Below are 21,638 nucleotides of genomic sequence, written 5' to 3' on the forward strand. Positions count from 1 at the left end.
GGTTCAATAAAAACCGAAACTATCGACCAGACTTTTAGCGCCGATGGATATACCCGCCCTGGCAGCTGACAAGGAACCGAATGTGGAGCTTATATCGTAAGTCCTGGGATATTGCCGGGTCACGTAGGACTCCATCAGGCGTGAGGTGGAAGCGTTATAGATTTCCACTGCGTAGCTGACCGAACCGGAAAATGTGCCCTTGCGATCTCGCGCCGCCTGAACGAGGTTGTAAGAGCCCATGCCGATGTCGAACCGGGAAAACGTTGCCAATACCGGCGTGGTCGTCTCGGCCCCGGTCAAGGTCAGGCGAATCCTGAGGGTGTCCGGCCCAGGCTTGGCGGCAAAGCGAAAGCGTTGTCCCAGCGCCTCGGAAAACTCGGTTGTCATGAAGTTGGCCAACGCCCTCTTATCGTTGATGGTCATGTCTGCAAACTGACCATCAGCCCCGGAATAAATCACCACAGGCTCGAGCATGACGTTTTTGTATCTGCTCCAGTCCACTTTACTGGTGTACTGGAATGGAATACGCCCCGACGCATCATCCTTGTTCAGCCGCATTTCCCGCGACGATTCGATTCCGGAATAAGGAAAAGGCTCTTGCGTCGCGCAGCCTCCGACCGCTAATACAAACAATAGAAATACGCCTGCCTTTGGCTCTGGACTGCACATACTCTTTCCTCTCGTCTATAACAATCGCGATTGCCATCAAGGGTTATAAAGGGCGTGCGGATACGCCGCCCTGTTTGGTGGGCGTGCACAGGAACGCGCTGAATCTCGTTGATATACCAATAACTTGCCTGGGAAAGTTATGTCCCAGTAACTCAACAGCAACTTCCCAAACCTTTAAGCCAGGACTGTGGACTGTCGAAAACAGTGAACAGGCATCACGCGATCCACGATGAAACCGGCCATCGATCAAAACCGTACCAATGTGTATACTTTTAGCCGTTCCGATGTCCCTCGTCAACCTAAAATGTACACAATGGTCTGCTTTTGGAGAAACAATGAAGGTCCGTACTGAAACTCGCCGTACCGCCATCGTGGAAACTGCTGCTGGCGTCTTCCTTGATCTGGGGTACGAAGGCGCGTCGATGAAAGAGGTCTCGATACGCTTGGGTGGTTCCAAGGCCACGCTCTACGGCTACTTCTCCTCCAAGGAAGCCCTGTTCATCGCGGTGGTCCAAATGTATGCCACCTCGCATCTGTACAACGCCGTTGCTGACCTTGTTGTAGAGCCCGGGATCAGCGTGAACCTGGAAGAGTCGCTGCTGAAATTCGGGCGCAACATGCTGAAAATCGTCATGAACGACTCCACCGCGATCAAGGTTTACCGGATGGTTCTGGCCGAATCAGGGCGTTCCGACATAGGCACGCTGTTTTACCAATCAGGGCCGAGCCAAAGCATCGACGCACTGGCCACGCTCATGTCCGCTTCCGTGGAAAACGGGGCACTGAGCAAGGCCAATCCGCGAGTTCTCGCCAAACAGTTTCTCTCGCTGCTTACCGCCGAGGTCGATGAGCGTCTGTTCCAGCAGGATCCGAAACCCATGACGCTGGCGCAGATTGACCAACTGGTGGCAACCGCCGTTGATATGTTTCTCCGCGGTGCGCTGCTGACAGTCTCACCGCGCTGCACTGGCTGACAAAGCACAGCCGGAAAAAGCGTTACCATGCTTTTTTTGCCAGAGTCGCAGCCATGGATCTGAAACAGCTCGAATGTTTTGTGCGGGTGGCCGAGTTCGGGAGTTTTACCAAGGCTGCCGCCGTATTGAACATTTCCCAGCCGGTGGTCAGCCGTCAGGTTCGACAGCTTGAGGTTGAGCTGCAAGAGCATCTGCTTTTGCGCAATGGACGCGGTGTTTTGCTGACCGCTTCCGGCCAGCGTCTGTTCGACCACGGCAAAGGTATCTTGCGTCAGGTGCAAGTGGCTCGCGAGGATCTGCGCGAACAACGCGACACGCTGTCCGGCAAGGTCGTGGTCGGCCTTCCGCCGAGTATTTCGCGACGCCATACCGTGGCGGTAGTCACGGCTTTCCGGGAGCGCTTCCCGCACTGCATTCTGGGCATCAAGGAAGGGCTGACCCATTCGATGCGCGAGTGGCTGCTGCTCGGTCGGCTGGATTTCGCACTGCTGTTCAATCCGGGCCACAGCGCACAGCTGCAATATGAACATATTCACTCCGAGCCGCTGATGCTGATCGGCAGCCAGCAGTCGGACCTGCCCGCCCAGGTCGCGATGAAAGATCTGGGGCGCTACCCCTTGATCACGCCCAGTGAGCCGCACTCCATTCGCCGACTCATTGAAACCGAAGCGTCGCGCCATGAGGTGAATCTCGACGTGTGCCTTGAAGTGGACAGCATCCCGTCGCTGCTGGAGTTGATCAATCTCGACATGGGCTATGGCGTGCTGTTTCGCTCAGCCCTGGCCAATAACAACGGCCAGCTGGAAGGTTTGAAAGCGGCACAGATCGTCTCGCCTTCCATCCAGACTCACTTGTTCATCGCCACCTTCGAGCAACGTCCACTGTCGCGCCTGGCCGCGCAGACCATGCAGCTGGTTCGTAAAATCTGCATAACGTAAAGAGACGTATGCGAAATCAGCATAACTGCTAGAGCCTGTGTCCGGTTGTTACATCGCAGAGGGGCGACCACCATGGGTCATCACTTGCGTTAACAACGACCAAAAAAGGACACGCGATGAAAACCTGCCTCGCACCCGATGCCCACCCGACCCAACCACAGCAGCCGCTACCCGCTGGCGCCTGGGACGCCCACTGCCATGTGTTCGGCCCGGCCGCAGTTTTTCCTTACGCCGAAGACCGCAGCTACACCCCGCCCGACGCACCTTTCGAAACGTTGCGCGCCTTGCACGATCACCTGGGAATCAGTCGCGGCGTCATCGTCCAGGCCAGCTGCCATGGCACTGACAACCGCGCAATGCTGGACGCCATTGCGCGCAGCGAGGGGCGCTATCGAGGCGTCGCGATTGTGGACGGCAGTGAGACCGACGAGCAGCTCGCCGGGATGGACGCTGGCGGAGTTCGGGCCGTGCGCTTCAACTTCGTTGCGCATCTGGGTGGCGCGCCGGACCTTGAGGTTTTTGACACCACGGTGGATCGCCTGGCCGATTTTGGCTGGCACGTTGTCCTGCACCTGGATGCCCAAGACATCCTGACTTACGCCGACAGACTGGCGCGCATACCGGTGCCCTTCATCATCGATCACATGGGCCGGGTCAACGCCGGGAACGGCATCGAACAGGCGTCGTTCCTGGCCTTGCAGCAATTGCTGGAAAACCCGCTGGCGTGGGTCAAAGTGTGCGGCTCTGAACGTGTATCGGCAGGTCGCCGGCCATTCGATGATGCCATTCCCTTTGCCCAGCGCTTGATTGAGCTGGCGCCGGAACGCGTCCTGTGGGGCACGGACTGGCCGCACCCGAACATCAGCAAGGACATGCCCAACGATGGCGAACTGGTCGACCTGATGTTCAGCTTTTGCCGCGATCCTCTGCTGCGGCAAAAACTGCTGGTCGATAACCCGATGAAACTGTACGGACGCTAAGCGCAGCAAAACCTGTCACACCTCCAAAAATAAGACATTCAAGTGAGTGAACGCCATGAATCCCAGTCCTGCATCCGCTCAGGTCGACGCAACGACGCCCGTTAAAGTCAAGGCCAGGCAACCTTTCTACAAGGCGATGTACTTTCAAGTTCTTTTGGGGATCATCGCCGGGATCGCCGTCGGCCATTTCTGGCCGACGTTCGCGGCGGACCTCAAGCCCCTTGGGGATGCGTTCATCAAGCTGATCAAGATGATCATCGGCCCGGTGGTGTTCTGCACCGTTGTCAGCGGCATCGCCGGGATGCGCGACCTGAAAAAGGTTGGTCGGGTCGGCGGTAAGGCGCTGCTCTACTTTGAGGTGATCTCGACCCTGTCGCTGATCATCGGCTTGATCGGCGGCCACCTGTTCAATCCCGGTGGCGGCTTCAATGTCGACGTGAACAGCCTTGATGCCTCGGCGGTCACCGGTTTCGCCGAGAAAGCCAAGCACATGCACATGGTCGAATTCCTCATGGGGATCATTCCGTCGACCTTCGTCCAGGCGTTTGCCGAGGGCAATGTGCTGTGCATCTTGCTGGTGTCAGTGCTGTTCGGCTGCGCCCTGTCCGGCCTGGGTGAAAAAGGCAAGCCGGTCTACGACATCATCGAAGGCCTTTCCAGTGTGTTCTTTCGCATCGTGCACATCATCGCCAAACTCTCGGCCATCGGTGCATTTGGTGCCATTGCGTTCACCGTGGGCACCTACGGCGTTGGTGCCCTGCTGCCGCTCATGAAGCTGGTGGGCAGCTTCTATCTACTCTGCACTCTGTTCGTGGTACTCATTCTGGGTGGCGTGGCGAGAGTCTGCGGCTTCAGCATCCTGCGCTTTATCTCGTACATCAAAGAAGAATTGCTGGTGGTGCTCGGCACCAGTTCCTCTGAAGTGGTGCTGCCACAAATCATGGAGAAAATGGAACGCCTGGGCTGCTCCAAACCTGTGGTCGGGCTGGTTATCCCGACGGGCTACTCGTTCAATCTGGACGGCACCAATATTTACCTGACGATGTCGGTGCTGTTCATCGCCCAGGCATTGAATATCGACCTCTCGCTGTCACAGCAACTGACGCTGGTGATCGTCGCCATGCTCACCTCCAAAGGGGCCAGCGGCGTGTCCGGCGCGGCCTTTGTCATGCTGACCAGCACATTGATGGTCGTGCCGCTGGTACCTGTGGCCGGCATGGTCTTGATTCTGGGCATCCATCGTTTCATGGGAACGGGCCTGGCGATGACCAATCTGGTCGGTAACGGTGTTGCCGCGCTGGTTGTGTCGGCGTGGGAAAAAGAGCTGGACCGCGACATGCTTGCCAGGGAGCTGGGTACCCAGTCCTAACGCACCAAACCTGTCGACACCCACAACTTTAAAAGTCCCCCTGTTCGGCCTCGGCCGAGCAGCGACTCTCTGCGTCAGGAAAACAATAAAAATGAACCGCACTCTGTATACCGTTTTGCTTGCACCTGCATTTCTCTCCGTTGAAGCCGCGCTGGCAGAGGGTTTCCTTGCCGACAGCAAGCTTCGCCTCGAAGCCCGCAACTTCTACTACAACGGTGACTTTCGTGATGGCACCGGCGCGTCCAAAAGGGAGGAATGGGCGCAAGGCTTTCTGCTCAACTATGAGTCCGGCTACACCGGAGGACTGATCGGCTTTGGCGCAGATGCATTGATCTTCGCTGGTTATCAGCTGGATTCCAGCCCGGATCGTTCGGGCAGCGGCCTGCTGCCCAAGCGCGCTTCCGGGGAAGCTGCTCCAGAATATTCAAAGGCGGGATACGGCGCCAAATTCAAGGTTTCGCAAACCTCATTGCGCTACGGAATGTCGCTGCCCAAAGTGCCGGTGCTGCAATACAACAACAGCCGATTGCTTCCACAGACGTTCCAGGGCTGGCAGATCAACTCCACGGACGTAGAGCGCCTGACGCTCAACCTGGCCCGGTTCGACAAGACCATCACGCCCGACTCCACTGACCTGCGGGATATCACGCTAGCGACAAAGGACGGGCGCTATCGTGCCACGGGCATCGGCGGCGACTACCGTTATGGCGGCGGCACTTACAAGCTGACGCCCGAGCTGAGTGCCACTTATTACGGCGGCGAACTTGATGATGCCTACCGGCAACAGTATTTCGGCCTGGTACACAACGGCCGTGTCGGCAACGGTACCTTGACCACCGATCTGCGCGCGTTCACCGCCTCCGATGTCGGTGCTGCAAAGGCTGGCGAGGTTGATAACCGGGCTTACGCCGCCGCGCTGAGCTACAGTTTTGACACCGGGCACAGCGTTATGGCGGCCTGGCAGCTCATGGCGGGCGATACTGGCTTTCCCTATATCAACAACCCTTATCTGCCGAACTACGTCCAATACCACGACTTTGGCAGCGCCGGCGAACGCAGCCTGCAACTGCGTTACGGTTACGATTTCGCCGCGCTGGGCATCCCGGGGTTGAGTTTTTTCACCGCCTACATCAAAGGTGATCACTTGAAGAAAGTCGGTGCCGAGAGCGAATGGGAACGCGATATAGACGTGAACTATGCCTTTCAGGGGCAACTCAAGGGTTTCTCGGTGAGAGTGCGCAATGCGACTTATCGCAGTGATGACGCAAGAAACATTGATGAAACGCGGCTGATCGCCAGCTACCTGTTTACCTCGTTCTGAAAACGCCCAGGCATCGCTGGATGGCCTGAACCCTGTAGGACCGGATTCATCCGGGACGAGGCCGGTCCATCCACCTGTTTTTTTTTCGAACCATGAGCAAAGCCATCAATTGACCTGCCACAACATGTTGATCATGAGAGAAGCGTAGGCTACCGGCTTGCTCCGTACACAAGGCCGCCGCCATGCCCCCGCTGACCTGGCCACAGACCCCCGTTCAGGATCAACACCCATGACCAGCTCCATGCCCATCCCGACCAATGATCTGGATAGAATCCAGAACCGCGCCTTCGACGACATTTTGCTCGGCGAATCGGCTTCGTTGCAGCGCACCCTCACTGCTCAGGATATTCAGCTGTTTGCCCTGGTCTCGGGTGATGTGAACCCGCTGTACGTCGATCCGGATTTTGCCGCGACCACTCACTTCAACACGGTTTTCGCCCACGGCATGTGGGGCGGCGCGTTGATTTCGGCGTTGATTGGCACGCGATTGCCGGGCCCCGGCTCGGTGTCGCTGGGGCAAACCCTGAAGTTTCTCGCCCCGGTGCGCATCGACGATACCTTGACCGTTTCGGTCACCGTAACGGCTCGGGATGAAGCGCGGCATCTGTTGACCCTGGCCTGCAGCGGCATCAATCAGGAAGGCGTCGTGGTCCTCGAAGGCGAATCCCTGGTGCATGCGGCCAGCGAGCATATCGATGTGCATCGGGTCAGCCTGCCGGGCATTGAGCTGCGGCACAGCGCCGACGGCCTGAATCGCTTGCTGGAAGCCTGTCAGACCCTGGAGCCGATTCGCGTCGCGGTGGTGCATCCATGCGATGAGGTGAGTTTCGAGGCCGCGCTCGATGCTCGGGATGCCGGCTTGATCGAGCCCATCCTGATCGGCCCACGGGACAAGCTGCTAGCCCTGGCTGCCAAGGGCAATCACGACCTTGCGGGATTCACCATCGAAGACGTACCCCACAGCCATGCCGCCGCCGTGCGTGGTGCCGAAATGGCCCGCGACGGCCAGGTCGAGGCGTTGATGAAAGGCAGCCTGCACACCGACGAATTGATGTCGGCCGTGGTGCCATCGGCCGCGCAGCTGCGCACCAAACGGCGTATCACCCACTGTTTCGTGATGCAGACGCCCTTCTATCCCCGGCCATTCATCATCACCGATGCGGCGATCAACATCGTCCCGGCGCTGGCCGACAAGGTGGACATCGTGCGCAATGCCATCGATCTGGCGCATATCCTGGGCGTCAGCAATCCACACGTGGCGATTCTTGCCGCCGTGGAAACCGTGAACGCCAACATGCCGGCAACGCTCGATGCCGCTGCGCTGTGCAAGATGGCGGATCGCGGCCAGATTACCGGCGCGGTGCTCGACGGGCCGCTGGCGTTCGACAATGCCATCTCCCTGGCGGCGGCGCGGATCAAGGGCATCCACTCGCCGGTGTCCGGCAAGGCCGACATTCTGGTGGTACCGGATCTGGAAAGCGGCAACATGCTCGCCAAGCAGCTCGAATACCTGGGCGGTGCGGCCAGTGCGGGTATCGTCCTCGGTGCCAAGGTGCCGATTGTCCTCACCAGCCGCGCGGATTCACGGGAAGCGCGCATCGCCTCGTGCGCGATTGCCGTGCTGGTCGCCCACCACTATCGGGTAACGCCGCCATGACTGACAGCACCAACAGCGCGGTGATTCTGGTCCTCAATGCCGGCTCGTCGAGCATCAAGTTTGCACTGTTCGATGCCGCATCCAGCCCGCTTGCCCGCATCCCGCTGTGGGGCGGCAAGGTCGAGGGCATCACCGGGCCCAATCCGGTGATCAGCGAGAACGGCAGCGAAGAACAACCACTGGCGCTGGGCAAGGATCAGCCGTACCACGATGCGCTGGGGCATATTCGCCAGCGGGTAATGGCGCAGCTGAACGGCCGAACTCTGCGGGCCATTGCCCATCGGGTCGTGCATGGCGGGATCAAATACGCCAATCCGGTATTGATCGACGCGCAAGTGCTGGCCGATCTGAAAAGCTACATTCCTCTGGCACCACTGCATCAACCCTTCGCCCTGGAAGCCATCGAAACCCTGCTGCAGACTCGCCCGGACCTGGCGCAAGTGGTTTGTTTCGATACAGCCTTCCACCAGACGTTGCCGGACGTCGAGAAAATCCTGCCGTTGCCTTGGTCAGCCTGGGAAAACGGCCTGCGCCGCTACGGGTTTCACGGGCTTTCCTATTGTTACCAATCCATTGCCCTTGCCGAGCGCTATGGCGACCAGGCCCGGGGCCGGACGCTGGTCGCGCACCTGGGCAGCGGTGCCAGCCTGTGCGGCATGCGGGATCTGAAAAGCGTCGCCACCACCATGGGCTTTTCCGCGCTGGACGGCCTGATGATGGGCACCCGCAGCGGCGCCATGGACCCCGGCGCGGTGATTTTCCTCATGGAAATCTGGAAACTCAGCCTGGAAAAAGTCAGCCACATTCTGTATCACGAGTCAGGACTGCTGGGGGTTTCCGGCATTTCCAGCGACCCGCGCGCGCTGCTCGCCGTCGAAGCCGATGAACCTCGCGCCGCCATGGCGCTTGCGCTGTACCTGCGCCGCTTCATTCACGAAGCCGGAGCGCTGGTAGCGGCATTGGGTGGCCTGGACATGCTGGTGTTCACGGCGGGCATCGGCGAACACAACGCCGCGATTCGCTCGCGCATGTGCGCGGGGCTGCAGTATCTGGGCGTCGAACTGGATGAAGCCGCCAACCAGGCCAACGCGCCGGTGATCTCGACGCCTGCCAGCAAGGTAAAAGTGGTGGTCGAGCCGACCAATGAAGAATGGGTCGTCGCGCTGGAGGCTTATCGGTTGACTGAGTCGGAGTAACGCGGGCCGAAAACTCCAACGGGGTATTTCAATCGATGGTCAGGGCTTACCGTCCAGATCCGCAATCAGTGCCTTGTTGAACTGGGCTGGTTCTTCCATCTGCGGCGCGTGACCCATACCGGGGAATTCCAGCAGTTTTGCACCGGGGATCATTTGCGCGACCTGTTTGCCCAACACTTTGTAGTTACCGATTTTTGCCTTGACCTCAGGCGGCGCGATGTCGCTGCCAATCGCCGTGGTGTCGGCATCACCGATCATCAACAGGGTTGGCACCTGAAGTTTGGGGAATTCATAGAACACCGGTTGGGTGAAAATCATGTCGTAGATCAGCGCCGAGTTCCACGCCACCGCTTCATGGCCCGGCCCCTTGTTCAGACCCGCTAGCATGTCCACCCACTTGTCGAATTCAGGTTTCCAGCGCCCGGCGTAATAGGTGCTCTGTTCGTACTTGCGAATGCCATCAGCGCTCAGCTTCAGTTCACGGTCATACCATTGATCAACGCTGCGATACGGCACGCCCAAGGCTTTCCAGTCTTCCAGGCCAATCGGATTGACCAGCACCAGCTTTTCGGTCTGCTGCGGGTACATCAGCGCATACCGCGTGGCGAGCATCCCGCCAGTGGAATGGCCTACCACAGCGGCCTTTTCGATACCCAGCTTCGCCAACAAGGCATGGGTATTGGTCGACAATTGCTGGAAGCTGTACTGGTAGTGATCCGGTTTGCTTGAAGTACAGAAACCTATCTGGTCCGGCGCCACCACGCGATAGCCCGCCTCGCTCAGGGCCTTGATGCTGTCTTCCCAGGTAGCGCCGCAAAAATTCTTGCCGTGCATGAGCACCACGGTGTGACCATTGGCCTTGCCCTTGGCCGCGACATCCATGTAGCCCATTTGCAGATTTTCGCCCTGAGACTGGAATTCGAATTTACTCAGCGCGTAAGGATATTTGAACCCTTCCAGCTGTTTGCCATAACCCGGCGTGTCGGCCATCGCCCCACAAGGCAAGGCGGCAGCCAGCATGAAGCCGGCGATTGTTGCAGCGCGCATAGAGATTCTCCTGGCAGATAAATTCGAACCGCGACTCCACAGGGTGCAACGCTCGTTACGTCCGAAACCCTGTGGCTGTGCAAGACGGCTGCACAGGTGGCGGCAGGAAGTAGACACCCGGTACCGCCAGGGATTCGCCAGTGTTGCCGTTTTGTTAGCGCTGCCAGGCAATCAAGCCTATTTCCAGAGGCACATTCAGTCCCGCCGAGCTATCGGCGATCACTCGTGCGGTGTACGCCTGCTCCGGGCGATCATCGGGGACCTCTGTGCTATAGGTGTACAAACCATCGCGCCGACCCGCAGGATCGACGCGCATATCCCAGGCCTTGGCCGGGGCACCATTGATACCTTCGGCATACAGTTGCACGCGCAGAAAAACCGGCGAGAGCCCCGCCAGATCCATTTGCAAGGTCACCCGGTAACGTCCTGCCTGACGCGAGACCTGCTGTTCCAGGAAGCGAATCCCCGACCAAAGCCGATGCATTTGTTCACAGCCATTATTGAGCTGAATGGCCAGCCGATTGTCCAGGGCCGAACGCGCCCGAAAGGCAATCGCGGCCGGCAGGTAATAACGCTCGGTGTACTCGCGCACGGCCCGGTCAGCTGAATATTGGGTCGCCAGGCTGCCCATGCTGGCCCGCATACGCTTGATCCAGTCCCTGGGCAGGCCCTGCGCGTCCCGCTCATAAAACGCTGGAACAACCTGCTGTTCCAACACTTCATAAAGCTGCGTCGCATCGACAATGTCATGGCTTTCATCGTGCTCGGCACCGTCACCGATGCCCCAGCCGACTTCATCGGTGCACGCCTCGGCCCACCAGCCATCCAGTTGCGAAAGATTCAGTCCGCCATTGGCGAGGATCTTCATGCCGCTGGTGCCACTGGCCTCCCACGGACGACGCGGTGTATTAACCCACACGTCGACCCCTTGCACCAGATTGCGCGCCACACGCATGTCATAGTCATCAAGAAACGCCACGCGGCCCTGCACGTCCGGCCGGGCAATGAATGCCTGCCAGGCAGCGATCATCTGCTGACCCTGCTGATCGGCGGGATGCGCCTTGCCAGCAATCAGCAACTGCACCGGACGACTGGGATGATTGAGAATCCGCAGCAGTCGCTCCGGGTCTTGCAGCAGCAGATTGGGGCGCTTGTAGCTGGCGAAGCGCCGGGCAAAACCAAGGGTGAGAACCTCGGGATCGAACAGATTGCCCATGGATTCGATCACCGCCAGCGACGCACTGTGTACCGCTGCGCTGCGTGCCAGATGCGTACGCGCGAACTGGACCAGCCAGCTGCGCACCCGGCCACGAAAGCCCCAAAGCTGCGCGTCATCGACCTGCGTGAAGAATTCAGCGACACGGGGCTCGCTGAAGCCTCGCCACGGCAGCATTTCACCATGCAGGGCTTGCCAGTACTCCTCCGACTCACGGGAAATCCAGGTGGGATGATGCACGCCGTTGGTGACATGGCCGATGGGCACCGCAGGGGTTGGCCAGCGTGGAAACAGGTTCTGAAAGATATGCCGGCTGGTGGCGCCATGAAGTTTGCTGACCCCATTGATCGCGCCGCAGCAATGCGCCGCCAGATAGGCCATATTGAACGGCTCCTGCGCGTCATCGCCATTTTGACGTCCCAGGGCAAGGATCGCCGAAACAGGCTGATCCAGCTCCTGCTGGATATAACGCTCCAGATATTTGTCGATGAGCTGCGCGGAAAAGCAGTCAAAACCTGCCTTGACCGGCGTATGGGTGGTGAACAGATTACCGGCACGGGTGGCCGTCAAGGCCACGCTGAAACTGACGCGCTGCGCCTGCATGTAACTGCGCACCCGCTCCAGCACCGCGAACGCGGCATGCCCATCGTTCAAATGCAGGACATCCGGCGCGTAGCCGGCTGCCTCCAGCAAGCGCCAGCCGCCAATGCCAAGGACGATCTCCTGACGCAGGCGCATCTCCAGATCGCCGCCATACAGCTGGCTGGTGATCAGGCGCACAGGCGGTGGATTGGCCGGGTCATTGCTGTCCAGCAGCAGCAATCGATTACCACCCACAGTCGCCCGCCAACCCCGCAGCCATACCGTCAGACCGGGCAACTCGAAGGCCAGGCGCAACAGGCTGCCATCAGGACGCAACAGCGGTTCGACCGGCAGTTGCCGAGTATCATTGACCGGATACAACGGCTGTTGCGCCCCGTCCGGACCGATTTCCTGCCGAAAATATCCGTGTTGCCAGAGCATGCCCACCGCCACCACTGGCACACCCAGATCGCTCGCGGCCTTGAGTTGGTCGCCCGCGACATTGCCCAGCCCGCCGGAATAAATCGGCAACGCCTCACTGAGCATGTATTCCATGGAAAAGTACGCCACGCAGCCCAGATGACTGGCCTGTTTGTGATCGTCGAACCAGGAAGGCCGGGCCAATATCTCTGCATGCGAGCGGGCAATGTGCGCGACCCGCCCATGGAAGTGATTGTCCGCCAGCAGCACGGCAATGCGCTGCGTGGACACTGAATTGAGCACCAGGCACGGATTATGAGTCAGATCCCATAACGCGCTGTCCAGGCTGCGCCAGATGTCATCGTTCAGACTCGACCAGCGGATTGACTGGTCGAAAGCCAATTGGCGAAGCGTTTCGAAGCTCGGATCGTGCCAGGTGCTGTGCGGCATTGAGTATCCCCCGGATCAGGCGTCGGTAAAGGTTTGACCACGGGTATGCCCCTTGGCCAACGGCGGCGGGCTGTCGGGCTGACTGAAGTCATCGGTCCAGCGCCAGTTGCGGATCTCCGGCAGGTCCTCGAAATGCTCGCGGATGTAGGCGTGATGCGCGCGCAGCTGACCTTCGAGATAACTGATCGCATCCTGGCTTTGCAGGCGCAGGCGCGGCACATGGCTCAGCGCATCCAGCGCCAGTTGATAACGACTCATATTGTTGAGGACCACCATGTCGAATGGCGTGGTGGTGGTGCCTTGATCGGAGAAGCCGCGCACGTGAAAACGCGCTTCGTTGGCCCGGCCATGAACCATGGAATGGATCACCCAGGTCGAACCGTGGAAGGCGAACATCACCGGTGCTTCCCGGGTGAACAGCGCCTCGAACGATACGTGATCCATGCCATGCGGACGCTGTTGCGGACTGCTGAGTGTGCCCAGATCAACCACGTTGACCAGGCGCACGCGAATGCCCGGCACATGCTTTTGCAATAACCAGGCGGCGGCGACGGCTTCAGTGGTTGGCACGTCCCCGGCGCAGCCCAGCACCACATCCGGCTCGCCGTCGTCATTGCTGGCGAACTTCCAGATCGAAGCGCCCTGGGAGCAATGCTTGAGGGCGGCCTGAAAATCCAGCCACTGGAAATCCGGCTGCTTGCCGCAAGTCACCACGTTCACGTAATTGCGACTGCGCAGGCAGTGATCGAACACATTGACCAGACAGTTGGAATCCGGCGGATAGTAGATACGCACCACATCCGAACGGCGCTGCAGGACGTTGTCGACAAAGCCGGTGGACTGGTGACTGAAACCGTTGTGGTCGTTGCGCCAGGCGTGGCTGGTGAGCAGCACGTTGAGGGAAGCCAGCGGCCGGCGCCAAGGAAACTCCAGGCTCTGCTGCAACCATTTGGCGTGCTGGGTGACCATGGAATCCACCACCTGGGCGAACGCTTCATAGGTCGACCACATGCCATGGCGCCCGGTCAGCAGATAGCCTTCCAGCCAGCCTTCGCACAAATGCTCGCTGAGCACCTCCATAACCCGGCCGTCCGCGGCGATGTGCTCATCGATGCTCAACAGCGGCCCGGCTGCGGTCCGATTGGTGGCTTCGAAGACCGCATTGAGACGATTGGAGTTGGTTTCATCAGGCCCGAACACGCGGAAATTATCCGGGTTGGCGCGAATCACGTCGCGCAAGTATTCCCCAAGTTTGCGCGGCGCTTCGGCAATTACCTGGCCGGGGCCAGGCACTTCCAGGCCGTAGTTAGCGAAATCCGGCAGGTCCAGCGCGGTCAGCACGCGCCCACCGTTGACGTGGGGCACTGCGCCCATGCGCAATGCCGCTGGCGGGTTGAGGGCCTTGAGTTCCGCGACCAGCGCACCCTCCTCGTCGAACAGCGTCTGCGGCGAATAACTGCGCATCCATGCTTCGAGCTGAACCAGGTGCGCGGGGTTCTGAATCACATTGGCCAGCGGCACCTGATGCGCGCGAAAGGTGCCCTCGACCGGCAGATCATCCACGACTTTCGGGCCGGTCCAGCCTTTGGGGCTGCGCAAAATAATCATCGGCCAGCGCGCCCGGGCGACGTTGCCGTATTGTCGGGCACGCTGCTGGATGTCACGGATATCGCCATAGCAGCTGTCCAGTGCAGCAGCGAAACGTTGATGCATGCCCGGCAAATCGTCCCCGGCAACGATGATCGGCTCGTAACCGCGCCCTCTGTACAGAGCGATCAAATCCGCATCGTCGGTACGCGCCTCAACCGTCGGGCCGGAAATCTTGTAGCCATTGAGGTGCAGAATCGGCAACACCGCGCCGTCGCGCAGCGGGTTGAGGAAGCGAATACTTTTCCAGCTGCCTTCCAGCGGGCAGGTCTCAGCCTCGCCGTCGCCGATCACGCACGCCACCAGCAGATCCGGGTTATCGAAGGCCGCGCCAAACGCGTGGACCAGCGAATAGCCCAGCTCACCGCCTTCATGCAAGGAATTGGGCGTATGCGGGCCGCAATGACTGGGAACCCCGCCCGGCGTGGAGAAACTACGGAAAAAACGCAGCATGCCGTTGGCGTCCGGCGTGATATCGGGATGCACGTCACTGTAGGTGCCTTCCAGCCAGGCGCACGCGTTAAGGGTCGGCCCGCCGTGCCCGGGCCCGGAAATGTACACCACCTCGACGCGCTGCTCGCTGATCAGCCGGTTCAAGTGCACGTAGATGAAGTTCTGCCCTGCCGAAGTGCCCCAATGTCCCAGCAGACGAGGCTTGATGTGCCCGGCGGTCAGCGGTTCGCGCAGCAGGGCGTTGGCCTTGAGGTAGATCTGGCCGACGCACAGGTAATTGGCGGCGTTCCAGTAGCGATGCATGCGCCCGAGCAACTCGTCGCTGAGCGGGCCGGTACTGTCGGAGCAAGCGTTGAGGGCGGTTGGCGCGGACACTTGGTCAGCGCTGGAAAGCAGTGGATTGAAGGTATACATGACGGCTCCAGAGGGACGTTGTAAAGGCTTCGAATGCCATGGCAAAGGTGCAGCGTAGACGGCTCAGCCAGATTGGGCCGGATTGGTCCGTTCGCGGGCGACGAACAGCCGATGGCAGCAACGCCAACCGACCGCTAATTCAGTGATTTGCGCAAACGTGACAGGGCGACGAAAAAGAACACACTGCCGATGACCAGCAGCGCGAGCAGTTGCGGCCAGATGATCGACAACGAAGCCCCACGAAACAGGATTGCCTGGCTCAGCTCGACGAAATGCGTGGTCGGCGCCACCAGCATGATGTTCTGTACCGCCACCGGCATGCTTTCCCTGGGCGTCACGCCGCCGGAGAGAATCTGCAGCGGGATCAACGTCAGGATGATCAGCAGCCCCAACTGCGGCATGGAGCGCGCCAGCGTGCCGTAGAAAATCCCGATGGACGTGGTCGCGAACAAATGCAGGGCCGCGGCGCCCAGAAACAGCAAAAACGAACCATGCAGCGGCACCTGCAGCCATTTTTCGACGACAAAAAACATCGACAACGCGGCTGCCGCCAACACCACCAGCGCCATGGACCAGACCTTGGCGATCATGATCTCCAGCGGTGTGATGGGCATTACCAGCAAGTGTTCAATGGTCCCGTGCTCACGCTCACGAATCAGCGCGGCGCCGGTGAGAATAATCGACAGCATGGTGATTTGGTTGATCACCTCGTTGATGGCGCCGAACCATGTGGAAACCAGGTTCGGGTTGAACTCCATGTGCACCACGGCCGTGACTTCCTCCACCGTGGCGCTGCGATAGTGTTTGAGAAACTCTGCGACTTCAGTGCCGATGATCTGCTGTATGTAACCGGCTCCCGTGAACGCCTGACTGATCTGGGTCGCATCAACGTTTACCTGAACGGTCGGCTGACGGCCGGCGAGCAAGTCTTGCTGGAAACGCGCCGGGATATTCAGGGTGAACGTGTAGATCCCGGCGTCCATGCCCCGATCAATCTGGGTGAAATCGATCGGCACCGGCTTTAGAAAGTACGGCATCTGAAACGCATTGATAATCCGGTTCGAGGCCTGGGACTGATCCTCGTCGATCACGCCCATGGTGGCGCGATGGGGCGACTCGGGCACCTTGGTCGCCGCCGCATAAATACCCAGGGTGAACGAAAAAACGATCAACAGCAGCAATGCCGGATCGTGATACAGGCTGCGCAGCTCCTTGATGCCCAGTTGCAGGATGTTGGAGAAACTGGACATCTCAGACCTCCTGCTTCTTGAGGCCGGCGGCACTGAGCAAAGTCAGCACCGGAATGGCGATCAGCAGAGGGATGAAATACGCATATAGGTCCGCCAGCCCCAATCCCTTGGAAAACACTCCGCGACTGATGGTCAGGAAGTGGCTGGTCGGATAGATATTGCCCACCAGCGCACCTATTCCCTCCAGGGACGAAACCGGGTCAAGCAGCCCGGAAAACTGGGTCGCAGGCAACAGAGTAATGATCGCCGTGCCGAAAATCGCCGCGATCTGACTGGAGAGGACCGAGGACATGAGCAGGCCCATGCCGGTGGAGCAGATGATGTACAGCAAGGCGCCGATGATCAGGGTGACCAGACTGCCCTTCACGGCAATGTCGAAGACCAGCAGCGCCAGCACCAACAGGATGAAGAAATTGATCATCCCCAGCGCGATGTAGGTCAGTTGCTTGCCCAGCAGAAATTCCAGGCGCGTTACCGGTGTGACGTACAGGTTGGTGATCGAGCCCAGTTCCTTTTCCCGGACCACGCCCAGCGCCGTGAGCATGGCCGGAATCAGCATCAGCAACAGCGGAATTACCGCTGGCACCATCGCCGGCAGGCTTTGCACATCCGGGTTGTAGCGATAGCGCAAGGCAATATCAACGGGGCTGCTTTGTTCCGTGCCGGTGGTTTCCAGCAATCGTTGCTGCAAATAGCTCGCATGAATGCCAGCCACGTAACCCTTGATGGTTTCTGCACGAGTCGGCATGGCGCCGTCCACCCAGAAGCCCACTTGCGGATGGCTGCCGCGTTTCAAGTCACGACCGAAACCGGGAGGGATCTCCACCGCCAGGCTGATATCTCCACTGCGCAGTCGTTGATCCAGCTCATCGTAATCATGCAGCGCCTGCTTCTCGATGAAGTAACGCGAGCCGGAGAGATTGAGCATGTACTCCTGACTCGCGCCAGTCTGATCTCGGTCGAGGACGGCATAGCGCAGGTTCTCGACGTCCAGGTTGATGCCGTAGCCCATGATCAGCATCAACAGGCCGGTGCCAAGCAGTGCGAGGGTCGCGCGAAAGGGGTCGCGGCGCAGTTCCATGGCTTCGCGGCGGCTGTAGCTGAACAGGCGCTGCCAGCTGAATCCCGAACGCGGCAGGGTTTTTGTGGTGACGCCTGCTTGCGTAGAAGTGGGCGCCATATCGGGAGCGGCCCGTGTATCGGCGACATCCTCAAGGTAGGCGATGAATGTCGCTTCCAGCGTCGGCAGGCCGCGTTTGCTCATCAAGGCCTGAGGGGTGCCGCTGTCCAGGACGCGGCCGGCATGCATCATCGATATCCGGTCGCAGCGCAGCGCTTCGTTCATGAAGTGCGTGGAAATGAAGATCGTCACGCCCTCCTCCCGGGACAACTGAATCAGCAGCGCCCAGAAGTTGTCCCGAGCAACCGGGTCCACGCCGGAAGTGGGCTCATCGAGAATCAACACCTCCGGTTTGTGAATCACCGCGACGGCCAGCGACAAGCGCTGCCGCACGCCCAACGGCAAATCATTGGGCAGGCTGTCGGTGACTGAAATCAGGTCAAAGCGCTCAAGCATTTCCTTGATGCGCGGCCCCTGTAGCGCGTTGGGCAGATGAAACAACCGGGCGTGCAGTTCCAGATTCTGTATGACAGTCAGCTCGCCATACAGAGAAAATCCCTGGGACATGTAGCCCACCCGGCGGCGGGTCTCGATGTCCTTGGGATTAACTTCCTGACCAAACAGCAGCGCCTTGCCTTCACTGGCAGGCTGCAAACCGGTGAGCATTTTCATGGTCGTCGATTTGCCACAGCCATTGGAGCCGAGAAAGCCGAAAATCTCGCCGCGTTCGATGCGAAAATCCACGTGATCGACCGCGACGAAATCCCCGAAGCGACAGGTCAGGCCATGGGCTTCAATGGCCACCGCTGCGGCGTCTTCGGTTTTGCGTAGAGGGATCACCAACGTTTGGTGACCGCGCCGTTTTTCTTCCGGGAGCAAAGCGACGAACGCCTGCTCCAGGTTCTCACTGTGCGTACGTTGCAACAGTTCCGCCGGCGCTCCGGTGTCCAGCACCTTGCCCGCGTCCATTGCGATCAGCCAGTCAAAGCGCTGGGCTTCGTCCATGTACGCAGTAGAAACCAGCACACTCATGCCTGGCCGATTGCTGCGAATCCGTGCAATCAACTCCCAGAACTGATTGCGCGCCAAGGGATCGACGCCCGTGGTCGGTTCATCGAGTATGAGCAAGTCCGGGTCGTGAATCAGCGCGCAACACAGGCCGAGTTTCTGCTTCATGCCTCCGGACAGCTTGCCCGCCGGGCGATCGGTAAATCCGTCCAGGCCCGTGCTTCGCACCAGATCGTCGATACGGCGTTTGCGCTCCGCTTCATCCTGGCCGAACAACCGCCCGAAAAAATCCAGGTTCTCGAACACGGTCAGCGTCGGGTACAGATTCTTGCCCAACCCCTGCGGCATATAGGCGATGCGCGGGCAAACCTGCCGCCGATGTGCCGCGCTGGCCATATCGCCGCCCAGCACCTGCAAGGTGCCTTGCTGCAGCTTGCGCGCGCCGGAAATCAGCGCCAGCAGGCTCGATTTTCCCACCCCGTCAGGACCGATCACGCCCACCATGCAATCAGCGGGAATCTGCAGCGCAACGTTATCCAGCGCGACCTGCTTGCCATAGTGCAAACCGATTCCGGCAAGCTCCACGACATTGAGCCCAGGCGCCGTCATTGCGGCACGTTGATCTGAAGTTGGGCCGGCCATTGCGCATCGGCATCAAGTTTGAGCCAGGCCACACCCGGCAAGCCGGTCTTGACCTGATTGAGGTGTTTCTCCAGAAGTTTGCGATCGATCCGCGCCTTGACCCGGAACATCAGTTTTTCCCGCTCGCTGGTGGTCTCCACGGTCTTGGGCGTGAACTGCGCGACGCTGGCGACATAACTGACTTGCGCCGGAATCACATACTGCGGCGCTGCATCCAGAATCACCCGCACATCCGAACCCAGCGCGACACGACCCGCCTGGCCAGTGGGCAAGAAGAACGTCAGGTAGACATCATTCAGGTCCACCAGATTCAGCACTTTGCCGCCGGCCGCCAACACTTCGCCCGGCTGGGCAACCCGATACTGCACACGGGCCACGCGGTCGGTCTTGAGCTGGCTGTCGGTAATATCGGCCTGCAAACGATCAACCCCCGCCTGAAGCGCTTCAACCGTCGACTGCGCCTCGATGACCTGGGATTTTGCCGCAATGATTGCCGCCTTGGCCGACCAGACCTGCGCCCGAGCCGATGCGACTGCCGCTTGCTTGCTCTGCTGCACGGCCAGGTCATCGTCCAGTTGCTGGCGGGCCACAGCGTTGTACTTGATCAATTGATCGGTGCGGCCATAGCGCTTCTGCGCAGCCGTCAACTCGGCGATACGCTGGTTGACCTCCGCTTCGGCGGCATTCTTTTCGTTTTCGCGCTGTTCAACCACCGCCTCGGCAGTCAGCACCGCGTTGTCGGCCTGCCGAACCTGAGCCTGAGCCTGTTTAAGCTGGGCATCCAGCACCTGCACATCCATGGTCGCGATGACCTGCCCGGGCTGAACGAAGTCGCCTTCATCCACCGCGATGGTCAATATCCGCCCGGCCAGCTTGGTGGCGACATCGATTTCAGTGGCCTCGATGCGTCCGTTGCCACTGGCGAAACCCTCCCCCAACCCGCCGGGCCGCAGCGCCAACCACATCCAGATTCCCAAACCGCCAATGATGACGCCGCCCAACGCGTACTTGATCCACTGCTTCTTGAATTCAACGTGCATCCACTTTTCCTTAGTGCTCAATGGACAACGGACGTCCGTGGACCGGTTAGTCGCTGTGGCTGAGGCGGGTTGAATACTGGTTTATGCAGACAACACCACCTTGATGGCCTTTTCTTTGGCTGCGTTGCCGAAGACTTCGTAAGCTTGAATGATGTCTTCAAGTTTGAAGCGGTGCGTGATGAGCTTGCCCGGCTCGATCTTGCCGGACTGGACGGTCTTCATCAGCATGGGCGTGGTATTGGTATTGACCAGTCCCGTGGAGATATTGATGTTCTGGATCCAGAGTTTTTCCAGATGCAACTCGACACTCTTGCCATGCACGCCCACGTTGGCGATATGTCCGCCTGGGGCAATGATTTGCTGACAGGTATCAAACGACGCAGGAATGCCCACCGCTTCGATGGCAACGTCGGCGCCGATGCCATCAGTCAGCTCGAAGATCCGCGCGACCACATCTTCCTCGGCGGGATTGAGTGCATGGGTTGCGCCAAACTGCATGGCGACCGCCAGGCGATTGGCATCGACATCGACCATGATCACCATGCCGGGCGAGTAAAACTGCGCCGTCAGCAGCGCCGCCATGCCGATCGGACCGGCACCGACAATGACCACCGCATCGCCGGGTTTGACCTTGCCCGACAACACACCGATTTCAAAACCGGTGGGCAGGATGTCGCTCAACATCACCAGCGCCTGTTCATCGGCACCTGCGGGAATGGGGTACAAGCTGTTGTCTGCGTGGGGGATGCGCACCTGTTCAGCCTGGGTGCCATCGATCAAGTGGCCGAGAATCCAGCCGCCGTCGGCGCAATGGGAATACAGCTGACGCTTGCAGTTGGGGCAGCTGCCGCACGAGGTGACACAGGAGATCAACACATGATCGCCCTTCTTGAAATTGCGCACAGCGGAACCGACTTCCTCGACCACGCCTACGCCTTCATGCCCAAGGGTTCGACCTTGAGTCACAGCAGGTACGTCGCCCTTTAGAATATGCAAGTCAGTGCCACAAATCGTGGTGTGCAGGATGCGCACCACCGCGTCGGTGGGCTTTTCAATGACAGGATCGGTTTTATCGATCCAGGATTTTTCACCGGGGCCTTGGTAGACGAGCGCTTTCACGAGATCTCTCCTGGTATCAAGATGGATATCTGCAGCTAACGCTCACGTCTGGCCCCAGCGACCGTCAGGCAACCCTGAGTGACCGAAGCAGCCGAGAGTCCGTTAGCCAGCTATCAATGCACTCTG

Annotated in this window: 15 protein-coding genes; 7 read left to right on the forward strand and 8 right to left on the reverse strand. The window is 59.5% G+C overall.

Translation table 11 applies throughout. The features are described from left to right. Window positions 1-3: 3 nt before the first annotated feature. Window positions 4-669 (reverse strand): DUF3313 domain-containing protein, encoded by a 666-nt coding sequence (locus ACP7E4_RS06935; protein WP_426112712.1) that lies wholly within the window; start codon window positions 667-669, stop codon window positions 4-6. A 335-nt stretch (window positions 670-1,004) separates the two neighbouring features. On the opposite strand from ACP7E4_RS06935, the gene ACP7E4_RS06940 reads away from it, so the two are divergent. The 7 genes from ACP7E4_RS06940 (at window position 1,005) to ACP7E4_RS06970 (ending at window position 9,104) form a co-directional block, all read left to right on the forward strand. Continuing rightward, window positions 1,005-1,643: a TetR/AcrR family transcriptional regulator C-terminal domain-containing protein gene (locus ACP7E4_RS06940; protein ID WP_426113060.1), complete on the forward strand. Its 639-nt coding sequence runs from the start codon at window positions 1,005-1,007 to the stop codon at window positions 1,641-1,643. Window positions 1,644-1,696: 53 nt separating this feature from the next. Next, window positions 1,697-2,581 carry a LysR substrate-binding domain-containing protein gene (locus ACP7E4_RS06945; protein ID WP_426112710.1) on the forward strand — a complete coding sequence of 295 codons (885 nt, stop codon included), beginning with the start codon at window positions 1,697-1,699 and terminating at the stop codon, window positions 2,579-2,581. Between the two features lie 116 nt (window positions 2,582-2,697). Continuing rightward, the gene (locus ACP7E4_RS06950; RefSeq protein ID WP_426112708.1) at window positions 2,698-3,561 is read left to right on the forward strand and encodes an amidohydrolase family protein; all 864 of its coding nucleotides are present in this window, start codon (window positions 2,698-2,700) and stop codon (window positions 3,559-3,561) included. 55 nt (window positions 3,562-3,616) lie between these two features. Further along, the gene (locus tag ACP7E4_RS06955; protein WP_426112706.1) at window positions 3,617-4,930 is read left to right on the forward strand and encodes a dicarboxylate/amino acid:cation symporter; all 1,314 of its coding nucleotides are present in this window, start codon (window positions 3,617-3,619) and stop codon (window positions 4,928-4,930) included. A gap of 91 nt (window positions 4,931-5,021) precedes the next feature. Next, the gene (locus ACP7E4_RS06960; RefSeq protein WP_426112704.1) at window positions 5,022-6,251 is read left to right on the forward strand and encodes an OprD family porin; all 1,230 of its coding nucleotides are present in this window, start codon (window positions 5,022-5,024) and stop codon (window positions 6,249-6,251) included. Window positions 6,252-6,480: 229 nt separating this feature from the next. Continuing rightward, complete coding sequence (locus ACP7E4_RS06965) at window positions 6,481-7,908, forward strand: bifunctional enoyl-CoA hydratase/phosphate acetyltransferase (protein ID WP_426112702.1); 1,428 nt, start codon at window positions 6,481-6,483, stop codon at window positions 7,906-7,908. Then, window positions 7,905-9,104, forward strand: coding sequence for an acetate/propionate family kinase (locus ACP7E4_RS06970; RefSeq protein ID WP_426112700.1), 1,200 nt, complete (start codon window positions 7,905-7,907; stop codon window positions 9,102-9,104). The genes ACP7E4_RS06965 and ACP7E4_RS06970 overlap by 4 nt, the downstream gene beginning before the upstream one ends. Window positions 9,105-9,143: 39 nt before the next feature. On the opposite strand, the gene ACP7E4_RS06975 is transcribed toward ACP7E4_RS06970, so the two are convergent. The 7 genes from ACP7E4_RS06975 to ACP7E4_RS07005 all read right to left on the reverse strand — a co-directional run bounded on the left by ACP7E4_RS06975 (window position 9,144) and on the right by ACP7E4_RS07005 (window position 21,512). Then, window positions 9,144-10,151, reverse strand: coding sequence for an alpha/beta fold hydrolase (locus ACP7E4_RS06975; RefSeq protein WP_426112698.1), 1,008 nt, complete (start codon window positions 10,149-10,151; stop codon window positions 9,144-9,146). Window positions 10,152-10,305: 154 nt separating this feature from the next. Beyond that, window positions 10,306-12,819: an alpha-glucan family phosphorylase gene (gene glgP, locus ACP7E4_RS06980; RefSeq protein ID WP_426112696.1), complete on the reverse strand. Its 2,514-nt coding sequence runs from the start codon at window positions 12,817-12,819 to the stop codon at window positions 10,306-10,308. A 15-nt stretch (window positions 12,820-12,834) separates the two neighbouring features. Beyond that, a complete protein-coding gene (locus ACP7E4_RS06985) occupies window positions 12,835-15,333 on the reverse strand; it encodes a phosphoketolase family protein (RefSeq protein WP_426112694.1) in 2,499 nt (832 codons plus the stop codon). Between the two features lie 134 nt (window positions 15,334-15,467). Further along, entirely contained in the window at window positions 15,468-16,583 is a 1,116-nt protein-coding gene (locus tag ACP7E4_RS06990; protein WP_426112692.1) for an ABC transporter permease, read from the reverse strand. A gap of 1 nt (window position 16,584) precedes the next feature. Then, a complete protein-coding gene (gene rbbA, locus ACP7E4_RS06995) occupies window positions 16,585-19,320 on the reverse strand; it encodes a ribosome-associated ATPase/putative transporter RbbA (RefSeq protein ID WP_426112690.1) in 2,736 nt (911 codons plus the stop codon). Next, window positions 19,317-20,393 (reverse strand): HlyD family secretion protein, encoded by a 1,077-nt coding sequence (locus ACP7E4_RS07000; RefSeq protein WP_426112688.1) that lies wholly within the window; start codon window positions 20,391-20,393, stop codon window positions 19,317-19,319. The genes rbbA and ACP7E4_RS07000 overlap by 4 nt, the downstream gene beginning before the upstream one ends. Window positions 20,394-20,474: 81 nt before the next feature. Then, window positions 20,475-21,512, reverse strand: a complete 1,038-nt coding sequence (locus tag ACP7E4_RS07005) for a zinc-dependent alcohol dehydrogenase family protein (RefSeq protein WP_426112686.1) — start codon at window positions 21,510-21,512, stop codon at window positions 20,475-20,477. Between the last annotated feature and the right edge of the window lie 126 nt (window positions 21,513-21,638).

The organism is Pseudomonas sp. DSP3-2-3, from assembly GCF_049898225.1.
Taxonomy (GTDB): domain Bacteria; phylum Pseudomonadota; class Gammaproteobacteria; order Pseudomonadales; family Pseudomonadaceae; genus Aquipseudomonas.

Coding starts and splice junctions, on each gene's coding strand:
- ACP7E4_RS06935 (WP_426112712.1), bottom strand. CDS start 669: ATGTGCAGTCCAGAGCCAAAGGCAGGCGTATTTCTATTGTTTGTATTA.
- ACP7E4_RS06940 (WP_426113060.1), top strand. CDS start 1,005: ATGAAGGTCCGTACTGAAACTCGCCGTACCGCCATCGTGGAAACTGCT.
- ACP7E4_RS06945 (WP_426112710.1), top strand. CDS start 1,697: ATGGATCTGAAACAGCTCGAATGTTTTGTGCGGGTGGCCGAGTTCGGG.
- ACP7E4_RS06950 (WP_426112708.1), top strand. CDS start 2,698: ATGAAAACCTGCCTCGCACCCGATGCCCACCCGACCCAACCACAGCAG.
- ACP7E4_RS06955 (WP_426112706.1), top strand. CDS start 3,617: ATGAATCCCAGTCCTGCATCCGCTCAGGTCGACGCAACGACGCCCGTT.
- ACP7E4_RS06960 (WP_426112704.1), top strand. CDS start 5,022: ATGAACCGCACTCTGTATACCGTTTTGCTTGCACCTGCATTTCTCTCC.
- ACP7E4_RS06965 (WP_426112702.1), top strand. CDS start 6,481: ATGACCAGCTCCATGCCCATCCCGACCAATGATCTGGATAGAATCCAG.
- ACP7E4_RS06970 (WP_426112700.1), top strand. CDS start 7,905: ATGACTGACAGCACCAACAGCGCGGTGATTCTGGTCCTCAATGCCGGC.
- ACP7E4_RS06975 (WP_426112698.1), bottom strand. CDS start 10,151: ATGCGCGCTGCAACAATCGCCGGCTTCATGCTGGCTGCCGCCTTGCCT.
- glgP (WP_426112696.1), bottom strand. CDS start 12,819: ATGCCGCACAGCACCTGGCACGATCCGAGCTTCGAAACGCTTCGCCAA.
- ACP7E4_RS06985 (WP_426112694.1), bottom strand. CDS start 15,333: ATGTATACCTTCAATCCACTGCTTTCCAGCGCTGACCAAGTGTCCGCG.
- ACP7E4_RS06990 (WP_426112692.1), bottom strand. CDS start 16,583: ATGTCCAGTTTCTCCAACATCCTGCAACTGGGCATCAAGGAGCTGCGC.
- rbbA (WP_426112690.1), bottom strand. CDS start 19,320: ATGACGGCGCCTGGGCTCAATGTCGTGGAGCTTGCCGGAATCGGTTTG.
- ACP7E4_RS07000 (WP_426112688.1), bottom strand. CDS start 20,393: ATGCACGTTGAATTCAAGAAGCAGTGGATCAAGTACGCGTTGGGCGGC.